The 1,238-nt window shown below is 66.6% G+C and carries 1 protein-coding gene; it reads right to left on the reverse strand.

Annotated features, from left to right (window positions below):
• Positions 1-398: 398 nt before the first annotated feature.
• A partial coding sequence (locus tag ELR45_RS36315; protein WP_205855621.1) for a beta-galactosidase occupies positions 399-1,238 on the reverse strand: 840 nt, incomplete at its 5' end.

Here is a 1,238-nt window from a genome sequence, read left to right on the forward strand (position 1 = left end):
CCAATCCGGGACGCCCGGCCGGCGGCCGTGTGAAAGGCCGTGTTGGTTCAAGCAGCGCTTCCAGGGCCGTGCCAGCAGCCGTGCGACTCCCAGCCGCTTGTTCCGGACTGTGCCAACAGCCGTGCGACTCCCAGCCGCCCGAGACGTTCGTGTTCTCGGTTGTGCAAAGCCCGACCGGGTGAAGCGGCCGTCCATCACACAACCGATCACTCGACACTGCCGAGCTTGCAATCAGCAAGCAAAGTTCACACGACGACACCCACGACCTGGCTCAACCCCACGATGGAAGGTTCTCCGAAAAACGCTGGAGCGTTGTACACGCTATAGCGTGCTAAACCTTCCAGCGTTCTCGGCACAATCTTCCAGCGTTCTCGGCACACGGATATGCGCCGTGCACGTCAGCCCAATCGCCAGCCGGCGGACGGCGACGCGTCGGAGGTACGTACGACGGCGTAGCCGCCGGGGTCGAGAGTGAGGCCGCCGGTCGTCGCGGTCGAGGTGATGAGGTCCTCCCCCGGTCCGCTCAGCTCGACCTTCTGGTCACTGTGATTCAGGACGAAGACATAGTCGGCGGCAGCGCCGCGCCGCACGATCACCTCGGTGCCCGGCGGTGGCTGTACGCCCAGCGGTCGCCGCACGCCTGCGTCGTCGCACAGCCTCGCGACCATGGCCTGCAACGATGCGGGCTCCGGCATGGTCGACACGTAGTACGCCTGTCCCGATCCGTGCGTGCGGCGGGTGGCAGCCGGTGAGCCGGCGAGCAATCCGCCGACGTACGTGCTGGTGGCCTCCGCGCCCTCGAGCGTCATGTACTCCGACCACATGTCACCGATGGTGCCGTTCGACAGAGTCACGGTGTCGTCCGGGCCGAGGGGATGGAACTCTTCCACGCGGACGCCGAGCAGGGAGCGGAGCTGTCCCGGGTAGCCGCCGGAGACGACGTGCATGTTCTCGTCCGCGACGCCGGAGAAGGGCCACACGCACAGGCGGCCTCCTCCGTCGACATAGTCCTCGAGGTTCCTGACCGTCGTGTCGTCCATACCGAACATGCTCGGCACCAGTACCAGCTTGTACTGGTCGAGTGCGGCGTCCGGGGCGGCGAAGTCGACCGGGACACCCAGGTGCCACAGTGCGCGGTGTACGCCGCGCACCGTCTCGGAGTAGTTCAGCCGATCATTGGGCAGGTGCGGGGTCTCCAGCGCCCACCAACCGTCGGCGTGCCACATGACCGCGACGTC

The sequence above is a fragment of the Phytoactinopolyspora endophytica genome, from assembly GCF_004138495.1.
Classification (GTDB): Bacteria; Actinomycetota; Actinomycetes; order Jiangellales; family Jiangellaceae; genus Phytoactinopolyspora; species Phytoactinopolyspora endophytica.